The organism is Dyadobacter sp. 32 (assembly GCF_902506755.1).
Classification (GTDB): domain Bacteria; phylum Bacteroidota; class Bacteroidia; order Cytophagales; family Spirosomataceae; genus Dyadobacter.
In genome coordinates, this window is record NZ_LR735258.1 from 1360318 (window position 1) to 1386651 (window position 26334).

At 46.5% G+C, this 26334-nt stretch carries 25 protein-coding genes; 13 read left to right on the forward strand and 12 right to left on the reverse strand.

Annotated features, from left to right (window positions below):
* The first annotated feature begins 19 nt into the window (after positions 1 to 19).
* Together DYADSP32_RS05380 and DYADSP32_RS05385 are read left to right on the forward strand one after the other, a co-directional pair.
* Positions 20 to 922 carry a bestrophin family ion channel gene (locus tag DYADSP32_RS05380; protein ID WP_149243677.1) on the forward strand — a complete coding sequence of 301 codons (903 nt, stop codon included), beginning with the start codon at positions 20 to 22 and terminating at the stop codon, positions 920 to 922.
* A 19-nt stretch (positions 923 to 941) separates the two neighbouring features.
* On the forward strand, positions 942 to 1817 hold the full coding sequence (locus DYADSP32_RS05385; RefSeq protein ID WP_149243676.1) for a GNAT family N-acetyltransferase: 876 nt from the start codon (positions 942 to 944) through the stop codon (positions 1815 to 1817).
* Between the two features lie 13 nt (positions 1818 to 1830).
* On the opposite strand, the gene DYADSP32_RS05390 is transcribed toward DYADSP32_RS05385, so the two are convergent.
* Complete coding sequence (locus DYADSP32_RS05390; protein WP_414617533.1) at positions 1831 to 2610, reverse strand: sialate O-acetylesterase; 780 nt, start codon at positions 2608 to 2610, stop codon at positions 1831 to 1833.
* Positions 2611 to 2694: 84 nt separating this feature from the next.
* Positions 2695 to 4161: a hypothetical protein gene (locus tag DYADSP32_RS05395; RefSeq protein WP_149243674.1), complete on the reverse strand. Its 1467-nt coding sequence runs from the start codon at positions 4159 to 4161 to the stop codon at positions 2695 to 2697.
* A 329-nt stretch (positions 4162 to 4490) separates the two neighbouring features.
* Between DYADSP32_RS05395 and DYADSP32_RS05400 the strand changes: the two genes are divergently transcribed.
* A complete protein-coding gene (locus DYADSP32_RS05400) occupies positions 4491 to 5135 on the forward strand; it encodes an outer membrane beta-barrel protein (protein WP_149243673.1) in 645 nt (214 codons plus the stop codon).
* A gap of 70 nt (positions 5136 to 5205) precedes the next feature.
* Complete coding sequence (locus DYADSP32_RS05405; RefSeq protein WP_149243672.1) at positions 5206 to 6750, forward strand: M43 family zinc metalloprotease; 1545 nt, start codon at positions 5206 to 5208, stop codon at positions 6748 to 6750.
* Positions 6751 to 6998: 248 nt separating this feature from the next.
* Here the strand turns inward: DYADSP32_RS05405 and DYADSP32_RS05410 are convergent, their stop codons facing one another.
* The 7 genes from DYADSP32_RS05410 to DYADSP32_RS05440 all read right to left on the reverse strand — a co-directional run bounded on the left by DYADSP32_RS05410 (position 6999) and on the right by DYADSP32_RS05440 (position 13865).
* Entirely contained in the window at positions 6999 to 8465 is a 1467-nt protein-coding gene (locus DYADSP32_RS05410; RefSeq protein WP_149243671.1) for a Gfo/Idh/MocA family oxidoreductase, read from the reverse strand.
* Between the two features lie 204 nt (positions 8466 to 8669).
* Entirely contained in the window at positions 8670 to 9191 is a 522-nt protein-coding gene (locus DYADSP32_RS05415; protein WP_414617534.1) for a hypothetical protein, read from the reverse strand.
* Between the two features lie 204 nt (positions 9192 to 9395).
* Complete coding sequence (locus DYADSP32_RS05420; protein ID WP_149243670.1) at positions 9396 to 10247, reverse strand: MBL fold metallo-hydrolase; 852 nt, start codon at positions 10245 to 10247, stop codon at positions 9396 to 9398.
* Between the two features lie 25 nt (positions 10248 to 10272).
* A complete protein-coding gene (locus DYADSP32_RS05425) occupies positions 10273 to 11295 on the reverse strand; it encodes a methionine synthase (RefSeq protein ID WP_149243669.1) in 1023 nt (340 codons plus the stop codon).
* A gap of 75 nt (positions 11296 to 11370) precedes the next feature.
* Positions 11371 to 12174 (reverse strand): SIS domain-containing protein, encoded by an 804-nt coding sequence (locus tag DYADSP32_RS05430; RefSeq protein ID WP_149243668.1) that lies wholly within the window; start codon positions 12172 to 12174, stop codon positions 11371 to 11373.
* A gap of 12 nt (positions 12175 to 12186) precedes the next feature.
* Positions 12187 to 13071 carry an ROK family protein gene (locus DYADSP32_RS05435; protein WP_149243667.1) on the reverse strand — a complete coding sequence of 295 codons (885 nt, stop codon included), beginning with the start codon at positions 13069 to 13071 and terminating at the stop codon, positions 12187 to 12189.
* Positions 13068 to 13865: an SDR family NAD(P)-dependent oxidoreductase gene (locus DYADSP32_RS05440; protein ID WP_414617535.1), complete on the reverse strand. Its 798-nt coding sequence runs from the start codon at positions 13863 to 13865 to the stop codon at positions 13068 to 13070. The genes DYADSP32_RS05435 and DYADSP32_RS05440 overlap by 4 nt, the downstream gene beginning before the upstream one ends.
* 109 nt (positions 13866 to 13974) lie before the next feature.
* Here DYADSP32_RS05440 and DYADSP32_RS05445 point away from each other — a divergent pair, with 109 nt between their 5' ends.
* Positions 13975 to 14871: an AraC family transcriptional regulator gene (locus tag DYADSP32_RS05445; protein WP_414617536.1), complete on the forward strand. Its 897-nt coding sequence runs from the start codon at positions 13975 to 13977 to the stop codon at positions 14869 to 14871.
* A 28-nt stretch (positions 14872 to 14899) separates the two neighbouring features.
* On the opposite strand, the gene DYADSP32_RS05450 is transcribed toward DYADSP32_RS05445, so the two are convergent.
* Positions 14900 to 15853 (reverse strand): phytanoyl-CoA dioxygenase family protein, encoded by a 954-nt coding sequence (locus tag DYADSP32_RS05450; RefSeq protein ID WP_149243664.1) that lies wholly within the window; start codon positions 15851 to 15853, stop codon positions 14900 to 14902.
* Positions 15854 to 16261: 408 nt separating this feature from the next.
* On the opposite strand from DYADSP32_RS05450, the gene DYADSP32_RS05455 reads away from it, so the two are divergent.
* From DYADSP32_RS05455 to DYADSP32_RS05490, 8 genes are all read left to right on the forward strand, one after another.
* Positions 16262 to 17455 (forward strand): sensor histidine kinase, encoded by a 1194-nt coding sequence (locus tag DYADSP32_RS05455; RefSeq protein WP_414617537.1) that lies wholly within the window; start codon positions 16262 to 16264, stop codon positions 17453 to 17455.
* Positions 17430 to 18203 (forward strand): LytR/AlgR family response regulator transcription factor, encoded by a 774-nt coding sequence (locus DYADSP32_RS05460; protein ID WP_149243663.1) that lies wholly within the window; start codon positions 17430 to 17432, stop codon positions 18201 to 18203. The genes DYADSP32_RS05455 and DYADSP32_RS05460 overlap by 26 nt, the downstream gene beginning before the upstream one ends.
* An 87-nt stretch (positions 18204 to 18290) precedes the next feature.
* Positions 18291 to 19406, forward strand: a complete 1116-nt coding sequence (locus tag DYADSP32_RS05465; protein ID WP_149243662.1) for a histidine kinase — start codon at positions 18291 to 18293, stop codon at positions 19404 to 19406.
* 12 nt (positions 19407 to 19418) lie between these two features.
* A complete protein-coding gene (locus DYADSP32_RS05470; protein WP_149243661.1) occupies positions 19419 to 20141 on the forward strand; it encodes a response regulator transcription factor in 723 nt (240 codons plus the stop codon).
* 568 nt (positions 20142 to 20709) lie between these two features.
* Entirely contained in the window at positions 20710 to 21186 is a 477-nt protein-coding gene (locus DYADSP32_RS05475; protein WP_149243660.1) for a hypothetical protein, read from the forward strand.
* 98 nt (positions 21187 to 21284) lie between these two features.
* Complete coding sequence (locus tag DYADSP32_RS05480; protein ID WP_414617538.1) at positions 21285 to 22073, forward strand: hypothetical protein; 789 nt, start codon at positions 21285 to 21287, stop codon at positions 22071 to 22073.
* A 99-nt stretch (positions 22074 to 22172) separates the two neighbouring features.
* Positions 22173 to 22565, forward strand: coding sequence for a LytR/AlgR family response regulator transcription factor (locus DYADSP32_RS05485; RefSeq protein WP_414617539.1), 393 nt, complete (start codon positions 22173 to 22175; stop codon positions 22563 to 22565).
* A gap of 172 nt (positions 22566 to 22737) precedes the next feature.
* Positions 22738 to 24618 carry a histidine kinase gene (locus DYADSP32_RS05490; RefSeq protein ID WP_149243658.1) on the forward strand — a complete coding sequence of 627 codons (1881 nt, stop codon included), beginning with the start codon at positions 22738 to 22740 and terminating at the stop codon, positions 24616 to 24618.
* A 91-nt stretch (positions 24619 to 24709) separates the two neighbouring features.
* Here DYADSP32_RS05490 and DYADSP32_RS05495 read toward each other — a convergent pair whose 3' ends face one another.
* Both DYADSP32_RS05495 and DYADSP32_RS05500 read right to left on the reverse strand, forming a co-directional pair.
* Positions 24710 to 25585: a c-type cytochrome gene (locus DYADSP32_RS05495; protein ID WP_149243657.1), complete on the reverse strand. Its 876-nt coding sequence runs from the start codon at positions 25583 to 25585 to the stop codon at positions 24710 to 24712.
* Positions 25586 to 25630: 45 nt separating this feature from the next.
* Positions 25631 to 26251 carry a YceI family protein gene (locus tag DYADSP32_RS05500; RefSeq protein ID WP_149243656.1) on the reverse strand — a complete coding sequence of 207 codons (621 nt, stop codon included), beginning with the start codon at positions 26249 to 26251 and terminating at the stop codon, positions 25631 to 25633.
* Positions 26252 to 26334: the final 83 nt, after the last annotated feature.

Sequence of the window (26334 nt, forward strand, 5' to 3'; positions counted from 1 at the left end):
AAATCTGTAGACGTTTATTATGTATGTTAAGGAAGTTTTTTCGTTGTGGCGGCTTCTCCGGGATATCTGGGTAGGTGTTTTGGCAGTAACCACCTATGCGGCCTTGGTTTTCTATTTATACCAATACCATCACTGGCATTTTCTCGAATTTCCGATTTCGATTATTTCGATCATGGGTACCGCACTATCGCTGTTACTCGGTTTCCGAACCAACTCCGCCTATGACCGCTGGTGGGAAGGTCGGCAGATATGGGGCACCATTGTGAATGAAAGCAGAACACTGGTGAGACAATCCCTGGCGTTTATCGATAATACAGATGGTGAAAAGGATCAGGTAATAAAACACATCGCCCATCTGCAGATCGCATGGTGTTACGCTCTGAGTAATTCACTGAGACGGGAACCGGTACTGGTCAATGCCAATTTATACCTTACCGAAGAAGAGCTGGCCTATGTGGCCCGGCATGACAACATCCCCAACGCCATTCTCTACCTGATTGAAATGGAAGTGGCAGGCCGATACAGGAAAGGGCAATTGACAGAGCATTTTTTTCAAAATATGGACCGTACGCTACAAATCCTTTGTGAGGCGATGGGTAAATGTGAAAGGATCAAAAACACTATTTTTCCTACCCAATACAGTTTTTTTGTACATCTGACGATCTTTCTCTTTACCATTATCCTGCCCATGGGCCTCATTGCCAGTATTGGACGTATCGCCATTCCGGTTACCTTTCTTATCTCTTCCCTGTTTTTCTATGTGGAAAGCATATCTTACGTGATGCAAAACCCTTTTGAAGGCAGCCCCAATGATACTCCGATGACCTCCATATCACGCACCATTGAGATCAATCTGCTCCAACTGATCGAGGCGCCACAGATTCCTGACAAAATCCTGCCCAAAGATGGGTATGTCATGTAAAAAGGGAATTTAAGAAACCATGCCAAATCAAAAACAAATCACTCAAACGTCTGTATCGATCAGAACAATGACCTTCGGGGATCTTCCATACTGTACGGAGCTGGTCCGCCAGGCATCCTGGAACCAAACGGAGCAGGACTGGAAACGCGCCATCGATCTTGATCCGGTTGGCTGCTTCCTGGCCGAAGCCGCCGGCAAGCCGGTAGCAACCACAACCACCCTATGCTTTGATGATATTGCCTGGATCGCCATGGTTCTTGTGGATGAATCCGCAAGAGGACTTGGCTTGGGGCGAAAAATGCTAGAGCATGCCCTGGACTTTCTAAAGAAACGACAGGTAAAAACGATCCGGCTGGATGCCACTGAGATGGGAAAGCCATTGTACGGCAAATTGGGATTTATGGAGGAATACCAGGTTATCCGATACATGCGGCCTGCTACAAATGACCTACTGCCAGCGCCGGCGAACGTCATGCGCAAGCAGCCAGTAAATGAGAAAATCCCTGCATTTGATCGTCGGATATCTGCCACAAACCGGACAAATCTGATCTTCCATCTTGACCAAGAGAAAGACAGCCTACTGGCAGCAAGATCGGACACAACGGGAAATCTGACTGCCTATGCGGGTGGCCGGCCAGGTAACCGGGCATTTCAAATAGGTCCGGCGGTTGCCCTCGAGGCTGATGACGGGAAGGCGGTACTGGATGCTATTTTACTGCAAACCAGTAGCCGAGCAGTATTCATAGACATTCCTATCGAAAACCCTGCGGCCATGGACTGGGCCATTTCAAATGGTTTCCGGGAACAGCGAAGATTTACCCGTATGTATCTGGGCGAAAAAGTGAGGGATCTTCCGCAACATATCTGGGCCAGCTTTGGGCCTGAAAAGGGCTGACAGGAAACGGTTTCTACCGCATCTCTTTCATCTTGGTTGCATACCGCTTGCCCAATTCATCCGCAGAAGGAGAATCAAAGTGTATGCCATCACCGTTGTGAACAAGCCCCTCGGAAGATACCACACCCGTGTGTGGCACCTTTTCCGGCAGGCTAGGCAGCACCTTATTGATATGCATGTATCCGGTTTTGTATTGTCCCAGTTGCCCCACGATAAAGGGAAGCTTTTCATTATTCACCAACATACGAACCCTGGATATCAGCGAGGAAAGGCGATCGAGGTACACGGCTGCCGAATCGGGGTTACTGTCGCTTTCACCCTGATGCCAGATAACCCCCTTGATCACCCCCTGCTTCATCCCAGCCAAAATCCGCGCCTCAGCGTCATCCCATGGATGGCTGCGGGTAGGCGAATCGTAGGCACCTGGGAGCCATTTGTTAATGGACGTCCCTCCTACTGCACAGGGAATAAGCCCTATCTTTCTGCCAGAAGAAGCATCGGCCATAGCCACACCGAAGGCAAGGCCAGGCCCTACGCCTGCAACCGACTTGTCGAAATGCAGCGGATGACTCGCAGTTACCCACTCATTGGCTTTATTCAGCATCAGCACCCTGGGATCAGACATGCTTTTATAATCGTCGGTTATTTTCCCCCGCCCGGCCATATTGGATTGGCCCATCAGCAAATATATGTCCAGATTTTTTCCCAGGGGTGCGGATAGCGCCTGCGCCAAAACCTGCCCTGTTGCCATTAATGGCAAGATGGCACGCAAAAGAATTCCGATGTATTTCATAATGGATAAAGCCTGCACATCCTGCATCCTAATGCTGGTTAGTCGGGAAACAGGAAATAAAAAATTTTCTGTTAGGCTTCGCGCCTAATTAAACTTGATTGAATACAAATCGGCATCTTTTATGTAAATCCGCAATTTCACCGGTCTGGAAGCCAGATTGGCAACATTTTCGTTGCCCTTCCAGGATATCGTTCTTTTGATCTCATTGCCAATTACAGGCTGGCAGTCTTCCATTTTAAAACCCGGAATGGCCTTCCCATGTTCATCATGTATTTCTACACGGATCTCTCCGGCAGCGGAGGTTGCATAATTGATCTCAAGTTCCTTCCCCGTAAACGTGAAAGTTTTGGTCAAAACTTCTCCACCGGCAAACTGACCCGATAGCGATGAAAATCCATCTAGACGCATGGAGTAGCGCGTCAGATGAGCAGTAGGCTGGGCATATTCCTCATTCACATACAGGGACATTTCCGAATCGCCGGTCTGCACCACATTTAATGCGGGGTAATTGGAACGAGACACCCAGTTGACCAGTCCGATACCAGGGCGGATGAAGGACTCCATAAAGGTACGGTCGTATTGATTCCCCCCGCGGGATGACAAAAGCACCGCGTCAGAGCAATCTTTGTAATAAGATGGATTTACATTCATTTTTTTGGCCTGCTCATTTGTCACTACCTGCCGATTGGGCATAAATCGTGCGCCGATGGCCAGATAAATATGGGGTGCGCGAAAATAGGGACTGGTCTGTTGCGTATACAAATGTTCAAATGGCGTTTCACCAAAGGTCATGGCCTCAGGTTCGGTCCAGTTGATAAAGTCGTTCGATGTGGTACGGCTGACAGAGCGAAAGCCCTTGTAACCTCCATCGGACCAGGTGCGGAAATAACACACATATTTACCTTCACTTTCCGACCAGAAGGCTACGTTTTGTGAATCAAAAACACCCTTTTTGAATACCGCTTCATCCCTTAACTTTTTCCAGTGAATGCCGTCCGGGGAGACATAAACCACCAGACCACTCTTTTCTGTCCCACCCACTGCCTTGTATTTCTGATCCGCACGCACATTGGGATTTTTATCCAGAAAAGGGCTGAAATTGTGTGTGACGGGAGCTGCATGGGCCAGGATCACATTATTCGCTTTTGACCCGCCCACATTATAGATATTCAGAGCCGGTTTGGTCCATTTGATTCCGTCCTGTGATTCGGCATAACAGGTGACTTCCTGGTCATTCCCATCCTTCCCGGCCATAGGAACTCCACGGTAATACGCCCTAAAAATATTCCCATCCCTGATCACAGTGCAATAGGCACTGAAACTTCCTTCCCAAGGTTTATCAAAGTAGAGAACGGCCCCTTCATTGCGAGGGGCATGTAAGGCCAGGCGGACGCCATCCAGTTTTTCGAGTAAATGGTGGTCAACGAAAATTTCCCTCCTGTCGCCAATATCAACAAGCTGCCTTCCGGATTGGGCAAGTACAGAATGGACAACACCTAAATAAAGTGCAAGTATGGGTAAGAACTTAGAAACGACCAACCGGACTGACATGAATAAGAAGGTTAATGATGAATGGGTATTTAAGATACTGATTCTGGAAGGAAACCGACCAAACAACAATGAATTTGCGTAAAATCCAATCCCTAGCGGTCCGACTGACTATGAGATGACACAACTATTTTTCAAGCTCAACTATACATTTCAGGGCGGTTTCCTTCGTTTAGATACATACCCTTAAAAAAACCAAACTAACAATTCTTACCCTTTGAAAATGACCTTTGTTCGTTTTGCGCGTATATCTGTGAGAGATTAGCGATTATGTCAGCCATTTTGGTAAACTTATCCATTCATTTTTTTCATCAAAAACTTAAAATACCTTCATGCGTCTTTTACTCCCATGCTTTTTACTGTTCTGCTCCATAGCGGTGTCGGCGCAGGAAATTGAGTCTCAGGATAACCTGGATAAGCCATCCATTTCAAAAAATAACTATCTGGGTGTCCGATTTGGGGGGCTCGCAAGTGGCTTCACACACGGCAATGGCCAGGCTTCCGGTGGCATGAGGCAGCTTGGCTGGCATGCCGGTGTCGCCATGGATTTGTGGACTAAGCCACGTTACAATGCCCGTGTGGAAATGTCCTACATCACAAAAGGTGCAAAAGAAACCTTTGGCAATGACCGTATTGAAATCCCGACCCGGAATAAATTACAATACGTCCAACTCAGCATGCTTCCGGTGATCCTCAAACATGATTTTGGCAAAGTTAAACCATACATTGGATTAGGTGGATATTACGCACAACGGGTGGGCATAAAATCGGAATGGAAACCTGGTGGATCGTGGGAAAATGACGTATTCTCGGCCACAAACCTGGATAGAAAAAGCGACTTCGGCTATTCCATCGCCTTGGGAATCTATGTAAAACGCAGGCCACTGGCTGAGCTGAGATTTGAAGGGGGGCTGAACGCTGTCTCGTCCACAACTAAAATAAAAAACAGATCCATCGTGTTGTCGCTGGCGATCTGATTCAATTAAACTTCCTCAAATAAAGCACACCAACAGCACATGACATCTTGCTGTCATATACAATAATCAAATGAAACTATTTTCATATTTAGCAAATAAACTGGTTATCCTGGTGTGGATTGTGCTCGGGATCAGCGCATGTGATCAGGATCAACTCCTGCCGGTCGATGACTATTATCGGTTCGATAAGCTCGGTCAGCTGAAAATGTCTACGCCTCCTAAGCTCAATTATTTTCTGGGTGTGGATACCGAAAGTATTCCATTGTCAGTGACACTCATCGAAAATGATGGGGAATCAATTTCCACGCCTCAGGAAACGGTTAGTTTTTATTCCAATAATGAAAAACTGGCTTCCGAGTCGTTTGTTCCTAATAAAGCCGGGACTTTCAATCTGGTAGGCAAACTGGCGGGCAAGACCAGTAATACGGTCCAGCTGAAAGTGTGGGATCCGGCGACACTGACGATCCGGATTTCCGTTAATAACAGAACAAGCAGCGAGTTCTCTGCAAATGGTGCGGACAGCCTGAAATTCAAGGTAGAATTGCTCAGCGGCACGGAGGTAATTACAGGTGAAGTGCCACTGACCCTGTATGCAAACAATATCCAGTTTAATGGCTCCTTTGCCACGACCAGTCAGGGGGAGTATACATTTACGGCCAGAGGTCTCGGACTTGTGAGTAACCAGGTTGTATTAAAAGCAGTTGCTCCTACCAGTTACCCCATCATCCGTTTACCTGTCATTTTTCATGAGGTAAACCGTTCACAGCTTACCCCCGCCCGAATAAAGGCCCTTACAGACGGCATGACCAACGCTTTTCGCAACAATTATAATCGCCTGAACAGAACCAAAGATGAAAATGCCAGAGACCTATTTGTAGAATTTTATCCTGCCACAACCGGTCTGGACGGCAGCACACTCGCCGTGGCGGGTCTGGATCGGGTTGTTTCGCAAAAGACAAGTTTTGAACAGGAAGATACTTATACCGATTCCTTTAATTCATTTTGGGACCCGACGCATTACGTGAACATTTGGGTGTATCCCAACATCACGGGCGCGTACGCCAATTCCTCCTGGGCTTATAATCCCTATGTAACGCAGGCCATGACTGGCTTCTCCGTGTTGGCCAGGGGGGTGAAACCCTTTTTGCCCTTTGGCATTTTCCTCAACGGCAGTCATCTTAATCTGCAGGACACCGAAGAAATTCTGGCTCATGAAGCCGGTCACCTGCTCGGACTGGCCCATGTGTTTTCCGGAAATGGAAGTAACTTTAATGGTTGCCCGACATCCGATCCCGACTACTGTTCTGACACCCGCTACTATGATCGTGGCAAATACTCCGATAACCTTTCCTCTGCCATTTCAGAGCGATACCGGCGTACTTCGTGCTCGGGGGAAAGCTACGAGGCCAATAATTTTATGGACTATTACTTTTCCTATAACAATTCGTTTACCCTGGAACAATTGAAGCGCGTAAGACATGCGGTGAATTACGGCTTGTGGCTACCAGTTCCAGCCAACGGTTTCAATAATGGAAGGCTTAGCGGGGTTAAATCCCTTGTAGAGCGCCCTGAGGATCTGAAATATTACAAACCGGTCATTTGCGAAAGACCTTAAAGGTTTACTAAAATAAAAACTGCTCTTTTGGTAAAACAGCAAAATGCCGGAATCTGATCGGATTCCGGCATTTGCTTTTATTGCGTCAAAATGTTGTGAGCCCACTTCAGTTTTCGTTCTTACACCCTGCTCCAGAATAAAGACTGGTACTATAAAAACGTAACAAAAAAATCCAACCCGCCATGCAAACCGGCCACCTCCACCCGGTCACATTTCACATCCGCCCGGCGACCCGGTCACATTTCGACTTACACCCCCAATGTCCAGCCTTCGCGATAATTGCGTTTTACGTACTGGTTTACATCATCGAAGTTGGTCACCTTCATGTTTTTAGCATCCCACAACATTTTCATGTTACTGCCAGGATAATCGAATCCTCTTCCGTTTGCTCTGGGTTTCGGCATATCTGCCCCTCTGATAGCCAGGTTGGCACCGAGAATGGCCTCAGTTAAAGGACCGGCAAGCTCAAACGGAGAGCTCAGTTCCATTTTACCATATCCGGCAATGGCACCTTCCACCCACTGCGCATAGTGTCCTTCGGCACTGCCTGGTACACGGGCAAACTTTTGTTTTACCTTCACTTCTTCCATACGGGAAAGTGGCAGCAGGCGTGGGTTGGCAGCATATTCGCTCGCCATCATTTTGCCTTTGGTACCTACAAAAAGAATACCGCTGTTACCATCACCAAACAATTCGTTAGCTCCCAACTCTTCGGGACGCTCCGGCTTGATCCCCCCGTCCATCCAGTGCATAATCACCGGACCTTTGGTTTTGGGCGTTTTTGGAAACGTAAGTGTGGCGTGGCTCGACGGCGGGCAGCTGTCGGGGAAATGTCCTCTTTTGCCAAAGTCCGTAAAAACGCTGCTTACACTCGCCTGCATATCCACAGCATATTTCAGGCCCAGTACCCGGAATGGCGCTTCCATCAGGTGACATCCCAAATCTCCGAGTGCTCCTGTTCCATAATCCCACCAGCCTCTCCAGCTACCTGGAATTAATTTATCAACATAGTTTTTTTGCGGAGCAGTGCCCAGCCACAGATCCCAATCCAATTCCTTTGGCACCGGCGGTTTTTCAGACGGCCAGGGAATACCTTGTGGCCAGATGGGACGGTTGGTCCAGATGTAAACCGTGTGTACATCTCCGATCACGTCGGCATCGTACCATTCGTGCAACTGTCTTACGCCATCACCGGATGACCCCTGATTCCCCATTTGAGTAACGACCTTATATTTGGCTGCTGCCTCGGTCAACTTCCTGGCCTCGTAAATATCATGTGTCATGGGCTTTTGAACATACACATGTTTGCCCAGTTGCATGGCCCCCATGGCTACAACGGCATGCGTATGATCGGGTGTAGAGACAGAAACGGCGTCAAAATTTTTCGATTCCTTCTCAAACATCTGACGCCAGTCTTTGTAATATTTGGCCTTGGGAAAATTCTTTACCGATTCAGCCGCACTTCGATCATCCACATCACACAGGTAACCTATTTCTGCCTTACCACTTTTGTAAAAATTAGCAATATCAGAGCGCCCCTTGCCACCGACGCCCACACCAGCAACAATCAGTTTGTCGCTGGGCGCAACAAACCCCTTACCTCCCAACACGTGACGCGGAACAATCATGATGCCCGCAGCAGCAACACCGGATGCCTTGATGAAATCTCTCCTGGAAGAAGCTGATTTCGGTTGATTTGTAGTCTTTTCTTCCATTATACTTGGATTTGGGTTTGAAATGTAAAAGCATGCTCTCCTACCCCGAAAGCGGGCTGTAGGCTAATTAGTAACTAAGGAAAATATATTCCGTATTTACTCTAAAAATTCCCTGTGACACTCACAATTAATAATCTAATCGTGCAAATAATGGCTGAAAGAAAAAAGAAGCACGCGCCGGAGACCTGTAAACGGATGTCTGGATCAAGCAATTGTTTGATGACTTTTTGATGCTTTTCCGAGAATAAAGAGGTCGGCAGATTTCGTCAACAACGTGATTACCTTCCTGTAATAAGGTTCGGCGATTTTGCTGGGGCGTATATCCCACCCCCGATCATAATTTATGATGCAGGATTCAACCAGACTTTTAGTACGTTCCATCGTGGCCGGATCCCAGATCGAAAGCTTCAGTATACGACCCTTGTCGATAGCGGCTTTGGAAGGAAGTTTTAGAAAAAGGGCCGAAAACTCAAATTTATCTACTTTACCGGTGAGCCAAAAGGCGCCTGTAATTTTAGTATCGGCAGCAAGTTCCTTAATTTCTCCTGAAATATCCTTTTCCTTTGGAGGCGTAAAATCAAGGTTCTGCTTCCGAAGATATTCGTCAATAGCAATCATGGCATGCTCCACCGGATCCCGGCCATCAAATTCACTTAGCTCATAGAGGCCCTTGATCTGGGCATCTGTGAGACTGACGTTTTTCCGAAACCGTTTCTGTTGAACCATATCCTGCTGAGATCTGCTTATTCCAAAATTACACAGCTTTACAAAGGATACGAAGACTCCGCTAAGATTAGTACCCCTCTGATGAAAATTTGGATTTATTCTTATTACAGATACACACACAGGATCGACTTAGGATGGGCGAAAGTACAGCATTTCGAAGCAATTTAATGAATGAGTGATACCAACCTAAAATCCGCATTGGCATCACTCGGGAACAGGATATTCAAGACCTTCCCCTATTTCCAGGACGGTGTATTTTACATCATAATTTCGACATTGCGCTTCAAAAGTGCGGGGATCTTCTGTATTGAACGCAAACATGTGGTAGTGATGTGGAATCACCAGTTTAGCACCGATTGCTTTGCCCAGCTGTGCTGCTTCCTGAGGATTGAGGTTGCCGGCGACTTTCCGTTCCGGCTTATTGCCATTGATCGGTAAAAAAGCGATATCGGGTTCAAATGGTTTTAACAAGGCTTCCAGCCCCTCAAACCACAACGTATCACCGGAATGATACACCGTGTACCCCCCAAACTGAAGGACAAAACCCATAAACCGACACTCGCCTTTCTCGTTCCGTTCCACGCTGTTATGCGCAGATGGCAAACCTGTTATCTTAAATCCGGCTGCTTCGATACACATTCCGTCGTTCATGCCCACAGGAAAATCCAGGGCACACTTTACTCTTTCTGCTACAAAAGAGCGGTTAGCTTCCGGAATCACGAAAATGATATCCTTATTGTTATGCAGGATCGGCATCAGCGTCTCTGCATCCAGATGATCGGTGTGATTGTGACTCGACGTGACCACGTGGATAAAATCCAGCCGGGCCGGGTCGATCACCAGTTCACTCATACGCACGTGAAGCTTTTCCGTATCCGCATATTTTACCGAAAGCGAGTCGGACAAATAGGGATCCAATAAAAGGCATGTATGCTGCCATTTTATCAAAAAGCCACTCTGCCCAAGCCACCATACCTTAAACGTGCTGTCACTTCCGAACGAGGTAATGTCGTGTAAAAGCGCATCATGCTTTTGCTTCGCTTTGATCAGGTTCATGAATCCTAAATTGCTGCGCAATACTTCACGGTCTTAACGAACGCGCGGCCTCACACATGTTTGTAATTTTTTGTTTGGTTGCCCAGCGAGCGGTTTGCGACATGCCACAATCAGATGCCACCGCCAGCTTATCAGCAGGAATGTACTTAAGGCATTTTTGTATGCGCTCTCGTACATCTTCAACCGTCTCAATGTAATAACTTTTCACGTCGATCACGCCCACAGCCACGTCCATTTTCTCGGCAAAACGTTCCAGTAAGTGTATCTCTGAGAAATTAAGAATGGTCATTTCCGAATGCAGCTCATCAACGGTCAGATCCAGAAAATCGGGCAACATGGGGGCAATGGACTTTTTACCTACGGAACGTCCTTTGTAATTGCCAAAACACAAATGTGTACCGATGCGGGTTTTCCCAACGATGCCTTTCACGGTCCGGTTAAAAATATCCACAAACCTTTTGGTATCTTCTTTGTAGGCATAGCAGGACATGGAGGGTTCATCAATACAGATTTCCTCAGCGCCCGCAGCCACCAGACCTTCCAGCTCCCTGGCAACAAGGGGCAGAATGGCTTCTGTGATTTCCCAGCGATCCTTATAAATCTCCCCCGGCAACATCCGTCCCGAAAGCGTATAAGGCCCTGGAACAGAGGCTTTCAGTATCTTGTCCTTCGGGGACAGCCGCTTCAACCGGTTGTATTCTTCCACCACACCCAGGCCTTTAGGGGCGGTCAGGGCCTCCACGATGGTATGTTTACCTCTTTGGTCGTGGGCCGGAGGGCCAAACTTACGTGTCTCTTCATGGTTGGGCGCTATGCCTTTGATAAATCCGTAAAACGATAAGTTAAAATCAAGGCGGGTCTGTTCTCCGTCTGAGATGACATCCAGTCCGGCAGAAACCTGATCATGAATGGCATTGACCACAGCGTCCTCTATCATTTCATTGATATCAGCAGGACCAAATTTGTCCAGATTTTCGGACGCGAATTCGAGCCAGCCCGGGAAAGGCCAGGAGCCTACAACAGTTGTTTTTATAGGTATAGGTTGCATTTCAATTGACTGGTTAGTTGTTGGATGGGCTAAGGGGTAAAATGATAACGGGTTAAAGGTTGATGGTCACAATCCTCAATTACCTTCTGAAACATAACTGGGAATGCCTACTTGTCGATACATCTTTGAAATCCTGTGTGCATGTTCGTCATAGGCGGCCTGAAAAAGTTCCGTGGCCCGTTCGGCACCTACCACCGCACCGGCTGTCAGCACTTTCGGAGGACGGCCCGCTTGCGTAAGCAGGTGAGCCACTTCTGCTTTGATACAATTGATCAGCATACATGAACCCACCGTGGATCCGGGTGCTACCGGCGTATCCAGATTTTCGATCTTCACCATGGCATCGCCAATGGGTGCCCCTGAATCGAGCACAACATCGCAGAAGTCCTGAAGCTTCTTCCCATCGGCCCGCTTGCTGGTACTTACCTCCGAGTGTTTTCTGGAAATGATACCCACCGTTTTTATTCCGGCCTTTTGAAACAATTCGGCCATTTCGATAGGCACCACATTGCAGCCAGAAGACGAAATCACAAGGGCTGCATCCAGATCGGACAGATCGAAATTCCGGAGGATCTGTTGAGCCAATCCGGGTACATTTTCCAAAAACATCGCCTGACGTTGTCCGTTGGCCCCTACCACCAGGTTGTGAAATGTCAGCGACAATTCCACGATCGGATTAAAACCAGGGAAAGATCCGTACCGTGGCCACATTTCTTCGACCATGATCCGGCTATGGCCACTCCCGAAGACATGCACCATGCGTCCGGCCAGAATCGCGTCTGCAAAAAGGGACGCCACTTTCTTTATTTCATCCTCCTGAACGGAAACCTGCTCAACAAGTTCCTTACATTTTTGTAAATATTCCTGTGTATATGACATTAAATACGATTTTTATATTTTACTGAATGCAAATGCAGCTGCTCCCACTGCACCCGAAAGGTCACTAAATCTGGCTTGTTTGATGGGCATGACTTTGCCCTTTGGACGGAATTCGTAGAGGTCCACAAATGACTGTAATGGACTGAATAAACTTTCACCTGCATTGGTTATTCCGCCGGACAGCACGATGATTTCGGGAGAAAACGAATTGCCGAACGAGGAGATTGCTATTGCCAGCTTACGCACCAGGTCCAGCCAGAGCCAGGTGGCAAAGGGCTCATTCCGCAAAAAGGCATCCACCAGCTCCTGTGTCGACTGGAATTTCCCCAGTGACCTGCGTTTGATGGAGTAATTACCAATTGCATATTCCAGACTTCCCGGTATACCCAGTATGCTCAGCTCATCGTCCGACGGATTGATGGAAGTGTGTCCGAAATGTCCCGCCATCTGGCTAAGTCCCTGATAAAGCTCTCCATTGATGAGTATGCCACCACCCACTCCGGTACCCAGCGTAAGCAAAATTGCGTTTTTAAAACCTCTGATTTCACCAAATTTCGCTTCAGCTATCAAAGCAGCGTGAGCGTCGTTCATTACGAATGTGGTTGTGCCGAAATAGTCCTCCCAGATGAAATTCTCGATACCCGGTAAGCGCCCAGGCAGGTATTCAATGCATTTATTGGCATCATTCGCAAATCCTGGCGACGACAATCCGATTGCTTCAATTGGCTCTCCGTGGACTTGTCGCAAATGATTGACCATGGCCAGTATCCGTGCTTTCCACTGACCATCATGTTCGTTGGTAGGCATGTAATGCTGCTCGAGTACTTCACCTTCTTCCGAAAGCAAAATACCTTTGACATTGGTCCCACCCAGATCTATCCCGATCGCTGCTTTCATTCCTTGGGTATGTTTAAGTACTGGCCTTCGGAAAGTGCCCACCCACCATCGACATAGAGGGTTTGCCCGGTGGTAAACCTGGATGCGTCCGACATAAAGTAAACGGCAGCACCATCAAGATCTTCCGGTTTCCCATTTCTGCCACCGTCAAGTGGTTGTTTGGTTTTTACAAAACGCATAATGGCTTCGTCGTTACTGGCCCTGGCCGACATAGGCGTTTCGACCAAAGCAGGCGCCAGCAAATTCACTCTGATATTGTCGGATGCATAGTACGAGGCGATGGACTTGGTAAAGCCAATCACTGCAGACTTTGCGGCTGCATAGGCATGGGTCACAAAATATTTTGGTGAGGGTGAAAAGCCCAGCACCGAGCTCATATTAAGGATCACGCCAGGTTGATTCATTGATTTAAATTTTCTTACAGCCGCCTGGTTTGAAAGCATCAGGCTGGTAAGATTCAGATCAAACGTGCGCTGCCATCCTTCCAGAGTGAGTTCATGCAACGGCCCGTCCCCAAATCTCCTGCCACTCCCACCGGCCACATGATACAAGCCATCAAATCGCCCAAAGGTATTGACGCACAGCTCAATGGCTTCCACGGCAGTAAGCTCATTGGCAGCATCGCCAACATATATCACAGCTGAGTCGCCCAACAACTGTCCGGCCTCTGCCGCACTTGCCGGATTTCGCCCGACCAAAACTACCCGGGCCCCTGCTTTCACGAAGGCTTTTGCAGCCGACAATCCGATGCCGGTAGTTCCCCCGATAATCACAATGCCTTTGCCTGTCAGCATAATTAAGTCAGTATAATATCGATAGATTAAATTTCAGATCAATTTAAATACAAATAAACCACTCATTGTTCTATATTTCCACCACAAATCGACTTTAACCGATACTAAATTGACCAAAATTGATTTAAACAAAGCAGCTCTTTTCCAAAAACTGCCCAACTCCGAGGGGAATTCATTTATCGTTAACCGCTACCAATCGCCCTACTTCGAAACGCCCTGGCACTTTCATCAGGAATATGAGCTCGTGTACTGTGAAACAGGGTTCGGAATGAGGTTCATTGGCAATAACTTCTCGTCCTACACAGCGGGTGAGCTTGCGCTGATCGGGAAAAACGTACCACATCTGTTCAAAGCCGATGACAGTTTTTACAAACCAGGCGCGACAATCAAACCAAGTTCGGTTGTGATCCAGTTTGTGGACGATTTTTTGGGTAAGGACTTTTTCAATAGCCCGGAAATGGCTGAAATGAAAAGGATTTTGTCACTGTCCATGAACGGCCTGATGATCCTGGGAGATACACGCCATAAGATCCGACAAATCATGCTGGATATGCTGTGCTGCGGTAATGTTGCCAAACTGGCCGGCCTGGTCCGGATTTTTGAGCTCTTGTCCGAATCAACAGACTTACAGCCCGTGTCTGTTGATGAGATCAGTGGGGTAAATGCACTGGACAGCGCAAAAATGAACCGGGTGCTGGAATATGCCCTCACGAATTATAAAGGAAACATTTCCACAGGTGACGCCGCCCGGCTTGTAAATTTATCTGAATCCGCATTTTGCCGGTATTTCAAATCGCGTACGCAAAAACCCTTTCTCAACTTTGTCATCGAAATGAGGCTGAATGAAGGATGCAGGCTTTTGAACGAAACAGAACTGTCCGTGTTGGAAATTTGCTACGAATCGGGTTTCAAAAACCTGTCCAACTTCAACCGCCTGTTCCGAAAACGATTCAACCAGAATCCCGCAGCATATCGAAACCGAAGAAAAAGTTGTGAACCGTTTTAGAATGTCAAAACCGGTAGCATTCAATAAACTACTCTTTGCCCCTTAGCATATTGAATACGTGCTTAAAAACTCTGGGTTTATTAAAAAGAAGATTGAACAACTTTTTATCATTGGTCTGATAGTGGAGTTGCCTGCCGTTGTAGTTTTGTACCACCTTTTCCCCTGTTTCAATATTTTCCAGATTCCACCTCAGAAAAAGCTCCCGGGTCACCATGTTGGAGAGCATGGGAGTATAATAATAACAGTCCTCGAAGAAATAGTGGGTTACCTGTGACCAGCGTGTAGCACCTTCTCTGGTAACCGGAGTGCCCCCATGAATAATGTTTGAAGACCAGATCAGCAGGTCACCTTTTTTGGCAAGAAACCGCTTTTTCTCGAACTGGTTAACAGCTGCAATTTTTTCAATAAAGTCTTCATATTCAACATAATTTGAATAGGAAGGTGTTTCAGCCTCACTGCGAATATGCGAAAAATCGTATTCCGGCAGCCGGTGCGAACCGGGGTAATAGAACACCGGACCATTTTCTTCGGTAATGTCTTCGAGCGCCACCCACACACCACACATAAACCGGGCAGGCAGTGAGCTAAAATGGATCGTATCCGAATGAGCACGCTGCTGAGAACCAAACCTGAAATTCAAAGTTTGAAACGGAATCGGTTTACGATCATAAAATAGCTGCAAAAATTCCAGCAACGGCGGATAACAGGCTAGTTCCTTACATGCTTCGGACACTTTCCAGAAATCCTGAATCCGCCGGTCGTCCCGCTGCGTAGATATTGGAAAGTCAGGATTAAAGGCCTTTTCCTCTGCGTCTTTGCGGGTTCGGTCCACAAGTGCCTCAGGCAACAGCCCGGGCACGACCACAAAGCCATTGTTGTGATATTCTGTAACGTATTTATGCTGTTCTTCGGTCAGCTTTTTGGACTTCAAAATTTCTTCAAAAAAGGGAGATTCGACCCAGGGTAAATTGGCGGTAGGCATATTTATAAGTTTTTCAGATCCGTGCAAAATGAGGCATTCCTGGTATGATTCCAGTTGCCCTGCAATGGTTGGAAGGCCTCAGTAAAAAAATTGTATCCTAAATGTTAAGATAAGCATCTGCAAATTGATAAATACCATTCCTAAACAGACAAATATTGCAGCTGCTGCGTTCAGAAAAAAATCACTGCACGGGCACCTGCAAATGATTTGCCTGACTCGGGTTAAACAAGTCAAACAACCGTTTGAATGTCCGGGTATGGATTTCGGATAAAATTGAATGTAATCGCGTGCCGGCAGTGGTACATTTGCGACTTGGGAAACACCGGTTGGCTAACGTACCGGTTGCAGTTTTAAGAGAAATTACAAAACTTAAGGAAAATTTGACGCCGTCCTGAAATCATCCATGACATGCAGTTTGTTCAACGTTTGCTGAATCAATCCAAACTACCTATAACGGTACGGCAATTCTGGTTATATTCCATTTGCTACTGGAGCATTTTTGCATTTATGACCTTTGGTCAGCTCACTATGCTCTGGATGCTCAGCGAAGGTTCGGGTATGGGCTATCATGAGGCATTCATCTGGTTTCTCGACGGCTTATTCTGGTGTGCGACCTCTCCCCTCGTGTTGTATGCCTCGCTGAAAATTCCGCTTGGTTTCCATGATCGGAAAAAACCGCTGGTGAGGCAGTTGTTTTATCATTTCCTGATCGTCACCTTCCTGAACATCTTTGTAAATGTGATCCACTTTTACCTCACCAATCCCGTAATGCATTGGTTTATTGGCGTATCTATCCCCTTTGAGAAATATTTGCTTTCGTTTTGTGTTTCCTATACCGCAAGTTTCGGACAATACATGCTGCTGGTTGTGGGTCTCAACAAGGTATCATACATTTACCGTTACCAGGCTTTGCAGGAGGAACATTTCAGGATAGAACTGGCCAATGAGCAACTGCAGGGCCAGCTTGCCAATGCGCAACTCGAATCGCTCAAAATGCAGCTGAACCCACACTTCCTGTTTAATACGCTCCATTCGGTGGTGAGCCTGATGATCAAACAGGACACGAAAAAAGCAACCCTGATGATCATGACCCTGAGCGATCTGTTAAGGGCGGTATTGGTGAATCAAAAGGCCGACTTCATTCCCTTGCGCGAAGAGCTCAAACTGACAATGCAATATTTATCCATCCAACAGATTCGTTTTCAGGACCGCCTGCACGTGGCATATGATATTGACCCGGCCTCAGAACTTTGCTGTGTGCCGCAGCTCATTCTGCAACCTTTGGTTGAAAACTCGATTACACATGGCATTGCCGAACTGACTACGGACGCCCTTATTGCGATTTCGAGCAAAATAGACGGTCGTTCACTCACGATCAGAATCGTGGACAATGGTGTAGGAGCCAAACATCGCAAGAACCCGCAGGGTATGGGACTAGGCTTGAAAAATACCGAATCAAGATTAAAACAGGCGTATGGAAAAGAAGCAAAATTAATGGTCGAGCACCCCGACACCGGCGGCACCGTGGTGACCATCAACTTCCAAACCAGACAAAACTCTAAAATTAAAACAACTGATGACGTATTGCTGTCTCATCATTGATGACGAAATATTGGCACGTGAAGTGATTCGCACCTTTCTCGGAACGGACTTTTCCGTACATGTTGTGGACGAAGCATCCAATGGTACAGAGGCGGTACTGAAAATACTTCAGCACCGGCCCGATCTCATTTTTTTGGATATTCAAATGCCCGGCTTTGACGGCTTTGAGGTTTTAAAAGAAATTTGGCCTTACCACCAGCCGTATGTCGTCTTTACCACTGCTTTTGACCAATACGCATTAAGGGCATTTGAAGTGAACGCCATCGACTATTTGCTTAAGCCCTTTGACGAGGTGCGCTTTCATCAGGCGCTTGGGCGAATCAAGGAACGTATCAGCAATAAGGCCCAGCCAAGGATGGAAGAACTTGTAAAACAACTGATGGGGAAACAGGTGGCTGAACCCAGCGAAAACTATTTAAAACGGGTTTTGGTAAAAGAAACAGGCCGGATGTTTCTGGTGAAAACGGATGAAATCAGCCACTTTGATGCAAATGGGAATTACATTACGCTGCATGTTGGAACCAAAATGCATACCATTTACGAAAGCCTGTCAAGCCTTGAAGCACGGCTCGACCCGGCAAACTTTATCAGAGTAAGCCGCTCCTTCATCATCAACGTAAATTATATTTCTGAGCTGGAATCCTATTTTAACGGTGAATATATCGTGCATCTCAGCACTGGAGAGAAAGTGAAATGTACCAGAGGCTTCCGCGATAACATGCGTGAGTTCCTTGGAAAGATGAGCTGAAATGCAGTTTGTCGTCAGGAACATTCCTTATGTCGACGTTCAGTTTACAGCTTATCGCTCACCTATTGCTTTTTATTACCTTTGAACATGGATTTAAAAGTCCCGCTTAATTTAGGAAGCAAATCGCTGCGAACGATTCAACATTCCGGATTCTGGCTCTTGGTGCTGATTGCTTTAGCATGGATTTACAGCTTTAACCTACCCGGATTTTGGTTCTCAGTCGGGATTATATTGCCATTTCTGCCACTGCACATGGGTTATTTTTATGCGGTGGCGTACATCGGCTTTCCCTGGTTTCTTTATTCGCGACAATATTTACGTTTCTTTCTGTTTGTTGCGGTTTGTCTGGCACTTTGTGTAATCGCTTTCCGTCTGGTCGAAATATTTATTGCCGATCCCATCATTGTGGAAGCCATTCGGAAAGAGGATCCGGACTATGTGTGGCATAAGTTAGACGGAAGTGTGTACGACCAGCTTTTAAGGCGGGCCTATCTTGTAAACGCAATTGAACAGACAAACTTTATTGTATGGATTGCACTCGGTATCAAACTATTTAAAATGTGGTACGAAAAACAACAGGCGGCACTGGAAGCCGAACTTGGCTTATTGAAAGGTCAGCTGCATCCTCATTTTCTTTTCAATACACTCAACAACCTGTACGCACTTACCCTGAACCAATCCCCCAGATCACCCGCTGTGGTGATTGGACTGTCTGAAATACTTCGCTACATGCTGTACGAGGCCAATGCAGAAACCGTTTTCCTGAAACGGGATATCGAGATATTACAGAACTATGTGGCTCTCGAAAAAATCCGCTACGAGGAGCGCCTGGACCTCACTTTCAGCGCCAACGGCATTTTGGCAGAACACAAAATTGCTCCGCTACTCATACTCCCACTCGTAGAAAATGCCTTTAAACATGGCGCAAGCGAAAAAGTGGGCGATGCCTGGATCAATATCGACCTGCATGTGAAAGATGGCTTACTTAGATTTAAAATATCAAACAGTAAACCGGAGACCAGGGCATCCGTTGCTATAAGAAGCCCTGAGGAGAGATCGACCATCGGACTGGCCAATGTACGTAAACGGCTGGAAATCCTCTACCCTTCCGGGCACAAGCTTCGTACCCTGGACGATGACGAAGTGTATGCCGTGATACTTGAAATTAATTTAAATAAAATATTGAATATTAGCCTGTTATGAAAATAAAACGTTATGAAAATAAGAGCAATATTGGTGGATGACGAGCCCCATGCACTGGATGTACTGGTGAATTATCTCCAGAACTTCAATGAAATCGAAATCGTAGCCCTATGCCCAAACGCCATCCATGCATTTCAGGTCCTTCAGCAGAACAAGGTGGACCTCATGTTTCTGGATATAAAAATGCCCGGTCTTACGGGTACTGATCTGCTCAGGAGCCTCAAAAATCCGCCAAAGGTGATCTTTACCACGGCCTACCAGGATTACGCCATTGAAGGCTTTGACCTGAATGCAATCGATTACCTTCTGAAGCCCATTCCACTGGACCGGTTTCTAAGGGCTATGGACAAGGTATTCACTGTTTTTGAGGTTACAAACCGTCAGGTTTCCCTGATTGAAAAAGCAAGTGTAAGTACTAAAGATGTTTTCCTTTATCTGAAGGTGGACCGAAAAATGGTTAAAGTGAACGTGAATGAAATTTTCTGGATCGAGAGTCTGAGGGACTACATTAAAGTGGTCTTGAAAGACAGGGCGTTGATTTCCAAACAGAAAATCAGTCTGCTCGAAGAGCTTCTTCCGGAAGATGATTTCATTCGAATTCACCGATCTTTTATTGTCTCGATTCCAAAAATCGAGGGCTATCATTCGCATGCCGTGGACATCTCGGGAAAGGAGCTCCCAATCGGACGGAATTATAAGGCGGATTGTCAGCGGCGCCTGAAACTGGTTTACTGAACAGTTTCACTGGTCTGCAGGACTACCTTTTGTCGACAAAATCCGTTGTTGGTCGACAGTCAATTAAGTCAACGTCATTTGCAAATATTTTCCATGTAACATTGCAAAAAATTCACAAGCCGCTCACTGTACGCACCTTCCAACTATTTGGGTCACCAGGAAAAATGAATGACTTTACATTCAATTCCAGTGGCAAAAATAATCATCAAGAGTCCTTTCGGAGTATCCGGATCTGTATTACCATTTGTTACATCAGCCATGTTATCTAAAAGAATGCTTATTCCACTTTATTTCACCGTTGCTTTTCACTCCGGCTACACCAGGAGACATCGCTCCTTACGGCCAAAGAACCTGTTCCTCTTCTTAGCGGCTCAATTGCTCAAAAAAGTCCCCGACCATTTTGAGCAACAGAAATTAATCCCAGGTTCCCTATTTCAACTTACCCGTAAATAATAATCAGGTTGATTTCTCAGGCCAACAAATAGAAAACTAACCGACCTGGGCACACCTTCATTGCCCTCCCGCAGCGATTGGCTTCGCAGCAGGAGGCAGTAAAAAACGCAACGCCATGAACAACGATCTTCTTCATATCCTCAGGCTTTTCAGCGTGATGATCTATTTCTTTATCGCCTCCCAAGGAGGTTTTTATCTGCTCTGTTTTGCACGGGTTTTGCAAACCATACCCACCGATCAATTCCTGAGGATCCGTCAGGTGATCAACAGCGTGATCGAAAGGCCCCTGAAAATACTCTATCTGCTTGCACCGGTGTGTCTGGTGATATGGCTTATCCTCACCTTGAAATTCAAAGACATACCTTCTTCTCTTCCTTTGGTTTTGGCCCTGGCACTTCTCACCGCCGACATGGTTCTTGCCTTCAAACGCAGTATTCCGCTCAATGTACTGATAGAAATGCTTGCAAATGAAACCTGCCGGGAAGAAGCCCATCAGGTGCAGCAGCGCTGGCTGAAATACATTGTCATCCGTGGGTATTTATCGGTCGGGGGGTTCATGTGGCTGGTCATCCAGGTGCTCACTGATCGTTGACTACACGCCGAAAACTACGTATACCATTACTAGTTCCATTTTTAGTTTTTCTTAAATTCAAATTAGCCATGTTAAAAAATCGTTTAAATCGTTCATTGATGAGTCGAAGGGCGGTTGCCGTTTTATTTATCACAGCAGGCAGCCTGCTCCAAATCAGCTGCAAAGACAACGACCCGATAAAGTCGGAGGGCGAGCCCGCAGATCCTACCGCCGTGATCCCTGCGAAAGGGGAAAAGTACACGTACAAGGTTATAGAAGAAGATGGAAGTATATCATCAGAAGTCGTACGGGTCAAAAACACCAGCGACTCGGCCGGATTATCTGTTTCATACATCGAAACACTGGTGCAAAGCGGACAAAACCAGACCATCATGGACTGGAAGGCCTATAGCAAAGGTGGAGTAACTACCAACGAAATGGCGATACCTGCGGCCTTTTCAGCGCTAACGGAACCATTTGAAGCGCTAGGAATAATCAAGGACTTAAAAATCACCGGCTTTCCGCAAATGCAACAATTAGAGAATAAAGCTGCGATAGGAAGCAAAATGACATTTAAAGGTGGTGATATCAAGCTTTATGTAAAACTTGATGTTCCCGGTGAGGAAGGCGAAAATATCGTAGTCGAAGTGAGGTCAACGCTTTCTTATGACGATGGCGTGTTGGTTAAAATAGAAGAGCTCAACACACCGGCAGGCAAATTCACCTGCAGCAAATGGGAATATGGCTACACCAACATTACGGAAATATTTTACAACGGACAGGAAGGTGAGCAATTCAATGAGCAACGCCAGGTTACCGAATGGACAGCACCCGGTGTGGGTGTTGTAAAGTCTATTGAGAGCTTCCTTTTCGAAGAATCGGTAACGGAGCTTCAAAAGATCGAGTAGCGCCAATTTCAACCCGTCGACCGGAATATAATTCCCGCAGAAACGGGATGCCCCACCAATCAAAAACCTGGATTTCTTACAATCATTAATTACAAAAAAGTGAATAATACAATCAACCATACATTTACCCGGATTCAATATCCGGATATCAATCAGGCCAGCAAGCCCTTAGAGGTCATTAGCTATGGCAAAATAGTTTTGGTGAACATGTGCGACATTACACATCTGCGCGGTGACGGCAATTACACATTCGTGCATACCATAGACGGGAAACAATACTTGTTTTCAAAAACCATGAAACAAATCCAGAAGAAACTGGACGTGCACTTTGTGAGGGTTCATAAATCATATACCGTCAATCCCGATCATGTGGTATCCTGGCTGGAGGCCCGAACAATTCTGCTGCGTTGCGGCCGGCAAATTCCGGTTGCGCGCAGAAGAGTACACACCGTGGAACAATGCCTGAGGGATGAATACCGCGACGCAGGCTGAGGGATTTTCCCGGACAATGCTCAAAAGTTTCTGATTATGTCAGAGACTTTTTTTGCATGTCCGGGGGAAAAGAATCGGATACAGGTCGACTTGCTACACCTCTTTGCAGGCAGGCCCGTTACCTGATCCTGGTTAGGCAACAAAAACTTCCAAAACTCAAACCTGATCCACCATGTGCAAACCAAAACGGTATGCCAGTAATAACTTTGGGATACTTTTTACAACCCTTCTATTGATGCTGAGCGCAGACCCAAAAGGTGTTGCAGCACAGAACAGACGAGCACCACGCCCGTTGTCCGACACAAGCCAGGTAAGCACTTTACTGAATATGGCGAAGAATAAAAGCCAAAGCAATCAACCCGATTCTGCGGAATGGTATTACAAAAAAGCAGGGAAACTGGCCAGAGAAGTCGATGACAAAGAGGCACTCATGTCTTTCACTAGCAAGTATTCCAGCTTCCTTTACAACAACCTCCGCTACGCTGACGCGCTGCGTGTGAGCCGCCAACAGCTGCACCTGGCCCTACGATTCAAGGACACCAAGAGAACTGCAAACGCTTACAACAATATGGGCCTGCAATACCATGCGCTTGGCAACCTGAAATTAGCCGCTGAACATATTGTTAGGGCTTTAAAAGCCTCGGAAAACCTGGACGACCCGGTGGACAAACAAAAGTTCAATACCAATCTGGCATCTGTATTTCTGGATCTTAAAGACAAGAAAAACAGCCTTTTTTATGCAAGAAAAGGCTATGAGCTGGCTCTGACCTTACGTGACCCGATGCAGGTAGCCCGAAGCCTTGTCAATCTATCGGCGAGTGAAGCACTCAATTTACAATACCAACAATCGGGCGTGCACATGCTTGAAATCCTGTCAATAGCGCGGAAGTACAAAGATCCCTTTATGGAAATGCACGCCTTGGTGAACCTTGGCGATCTCGAAAACCGAAAACTGAATTTCAGGAAGGCACTGCATTTTTACAAAAAAGCAGAAAGAACCCTGACATCGGCACCAGACAAGGACTATGAAATGTACGTGGGCTATGGTCTGGCCAATACCTACAAAAATCTAAAAGATTACCCGGCGGCACATTCCTATTTTCAGAAAGTGCTGCCCGTTGCAGAAAAACTGATGCCTAAAAACGATCTGCGGGAAATATATCTGCTGGGTGCCGACATTGGTGAAAACCTTAACCAGCCCGCAACCGCCTTGTATTTGTGGAAAAAATACAGTGCATTGAGCGATTCTCTTCTGAATGCCTCAACACAAAATGCCATTCACGACACAGAAATAAAGTATCAGACCTCCATCAAAGAAAAGGCCATTGCACAGCAAAAACTGGAGCTGAACAGCAACCAGCTTGAACTTCAAAAGAAAAACCGGTGGATATCTGTCTCGGTGATGGCTATTCTAATGCTTTTTGCAGTTTCAATGATTATTTATCTGGTATATCGGAACAAAAATCAGTCTATTGAGCTAAGTCTGCTCAAGGCACAGATTCACCCTCACTTTCTCTTCAATACACTCAACAACCTGTATGCGCTCACGCTCCACAAGTCCGATGAATCGCCGGGTGTGGTTCTTGGCCTGGCCGAAATACTCCGCTATATTCTCTACGAATGTAACACGCCATCCATCAGCCTGTCCAAGGAAATTCACATGATTGAGAGATACATCGCTCTGGAAAAAATCAGATACGACCACCGGCTGGAAATTAATCTCAACATTTCTCATTCGGCAGAGGAACATCAAATTGCTCCATTGCTGATCCTTCCGCTGGTAGAAAACGCCTTCAAACACGGGATCAGTAAAATGCCTGATGAAGGATGGATTAATATTGATTCCCGCATCCGGGGAAATGAATACACCTTTAAAATTTCTAACAATAAAACGCCTGATAGTCAAGCCGCTACTACGCCATCCAGATATGGAAATATAGGCCTGATCAATATCCGTAAAAGACTGCAGATCCTTTACCCGAATAAACACATCCTCAGGATAATCAACGAAGAGGGCACTTTCATCGTCATCATGAAACTGGAGTTACGCTGACGGCCCGGAAAGACTGACTTCCAATGGCTTTTTTCGCAAAACATGATACCTCAAAACCCTAAGGCACTGTGTTTTGCGAAATGATTCTGCTCTAAATACTCCTGAAATACTTGTACAGGGAAGCCAGCTCCTTTTGTTCGTACTGGGCGGTCATTTTCCATGGCATTTCTTCATTTTTCAACTGATGACCTGCTGGCGTTTTGCCACTACGCAAGGTCTGTATGAATTGTGTCTGCGTCCACGCCCCCACTGCACCCGAACTTGTAATGTCGGGCACCGGAGGCATACCCGGTGCCACAGGATCCCCCCCTTTGAAATCGGATTGATGGCAACCCGAGCAGGATATAGCCAGATACCTCCCCTGCTCAATGCTTTCAGTCGTGTCTGCCTTGGCGAGCATGGGTGCAGTGTGATTGATCCTTTCTACCGCTAAAAGTGGCATTTTGCCCAGATACCCCATCACATTGGCTACCGGCCCTAGTTTGATCTGAGGCAGTTCCCTGTCCACCGCCGGAACATGCATGCAGTACGCAATGATAGCCGACATATCCTCGGCAGATAACAGGGTGGTTTCGTGAGAAGGCATAAAGATCAGAGGCACTCCGGATTGATCTACACCGTGCCGTAGGGACATCACCCAGTCCTCGGTCGTGTACCCCTCTGGCAACCCACCCTTTCCACGGGTAAGATTGGATGCGGACAAGGTACCCACCCCACCGTCATCCATCATTACTTTACCACCCAGATCTGTGCCATGGCAATCCTGACAACCTTTGATGATACTCAAATGCCTTCCCCGGGCGATACTGGCGCTGTCCGATGGGATATCTAACTTTTCACTTTCAAAACTGTACTGCCTGGAAGTCCGCCCCTTCATGTGGTAAGCAATTCCAAAATATCCGGCAACCAGAAGAATTACTATGGACAAGAGCACCAAGCCAGTCCTTTTTAATATTTTTATTTTCATGACCAAAGGCGTTATGGACATCCTTTCGGATTGCCCGGTTGTGTATTACTGCTTGGATCCAGCCAATTTCAAATGGATATCAATCAAAGGTTCTATGAAATTTTGAGGTGGTAACGCGGGGTCGGATGCGAAGGTGATTCCCCATTGGGTGCGGTCCACCTGAAGCGTTGCCTCTACGGCCAGATCGTTCCCTGTGAAGATAATTTTGGCTGGGAAACTTACTGGTTTGGATATACCCAGCATGGTAAGTGTTCCGTTTACCTGATAATTGGCACCGGGAATAACACCTTCTCCAGATCCTGTAAAAACGGTAACATTCGTTATCCCGAATTTGAGATCTGGGTGCAAGGCCATATTGAAAAAATCGGCACTTTGAAGATGTGTAATCAGCTCCATTTTCAAATCATCCGAGGGCAGATTGAAATTGACGATAGACAACAGCGGCATGACAAAGCTGCCGCCCGTAACCTTTCCCTCTTTCACGGTAAGACCGTCGCTTTTAACAGAAATTGAGCCTTCATTAAAATAACCTGTTTTAAGAAACCCCTTCCACTCCGCAACAGACTTCGTTGCGTCGAGTGAGTAAGCCGTGCCTTCGATGCTGTGATCCGTACAACTCATGACGATTACAGCAGTAATAAATAATAGCGTTAGTTGTTTTTTCATAACTAATTACATGAATAGATAATTGATCTTTAACGGGAAAGGATTATTGGACACAACACCATTGCAGCAAATCGCACATGCCG